This is a genomic window from Arthrobacter sp. UYEF20, from assembly GCF_040546335.1.
Classification (GTDB): Bacteria; Actinomycetota; Actinomycetes; order Actinomycetales; family Micrococcaceae; genus Arthrobacter.
Genome location: NZ_JBEPNP010000073.1, coordinates 1 through 1,009, shown reverse-complemented (window position 1 = coordinate 1,009; position 1,009 = coordinate 1). Strand labels below are relative to the sequence as shown.

Here is a 1,009-nt window from a genome sequence, read left to right as displayed (position 1 = left end):
TGCCCCTCGAGCAGTGGAAGGCGAAGGAAACTGTTGAGCGTGGTCAGGACATTGTGTTGCCCAGTAATCGCCAGCAGTGCCATCGCTGCGGCTCCGATGACGCCCCAAAGCCACACCATGAGTCCCTGGCCGACGCCGTTGAAACGCGCCATCCGCCCTGCAACGTAGCCACCCGAAAAATAGGCGAGGAGCTGGAGCGACAGGAGCATGATCATAGCGGTCATGCCACGTGATGATTCCTGGCCAGCTCGGGGGAGCGGGTCCGTGCCGGGCAGAATGCCGGCACTGGCGGCCGCCGCAACCAGAGTAACCAGCAAAACGGCCATTGCGGTCGAGACCAGCCAGCCGAAGAAGGCCGAGCCGATCTTGATGCCGCCGAACCGCTCCTCTTCCCGGGCAAGCACGGTTTCACGGAGAGCGGCGGCGGCCGGGTCTCCTGGCAAAATACCGTCGACCGGGCCGCCTGTGTCATCGAAGTACCCGTCGTTCTCGCCATAGGGGAGAACACCGTCAGTCTCTTCGTAGAAGCGGTCGTCAATACTGTGCTCAGAAGTGCGGTTTTCCGTTTGATTCAGGGGTTCCGGAGTGCCGTCCCAGTCTGCGTCGAGTCGTCGCGCATCATCAGGACCGCTTGCGCTGACCATCACGCATCCTCCCTTTCAATGATCTACCGGGCTCACTTCCGCGGTGGCCCGGGCCGGACACTACTAAATTTAAGCGCACTCAGCCCGGTTCACGAGGGGCTTTGGGCCCGACTTTGACCTAGTGTCCAGTGGCCGCGCCGAGCCGTGTGTGAAGGCCGCCGGATCGGGCGTTTAGGCCGAAAAACGCAAGACGGATCTTGGCCAGGCCGGTCTCGGGCCCTCGGGCCCTCTGCTTGCCGTCCCGCCAGTTGGTTACTCCGGGGGCCGCGGCCGCAAAAAGCTGCAGCGGGTCCTAGGGCTAAGACCTATGAGACGGCATGGGCGTGGATGCACAAGCTCCGCCGCGCCATGGTCCCCCCCGAACG

At 63.4% G+C, this 1,009-nt stretch carries 1 protein-coding gene and 1 pseudogene; one reads left to right on the top strand and one right to left on the bottom strand.

The genetic code is table 11. The features are described from left to right. Window positions 1–644: TIGR04086 family membrane protein (locus ABIB26_RS23710; protein WP_354248663.1), on the bottom strand; the 644-nt coding region annotated here is incomplete at its 3' end. A gap of 262 nt (window positions 645–906) precedes the next feature. On the opposite strand from ABIB26_RS23710, the pseudogene ABIB26_RS23835 reads away from it, so the two are divergent. Then, window positions 907–1,009 (top strand): annotated as a pseudogene (locus ABIB26_RS23835) (IS1595 family transposase); the annotation flags it as partial.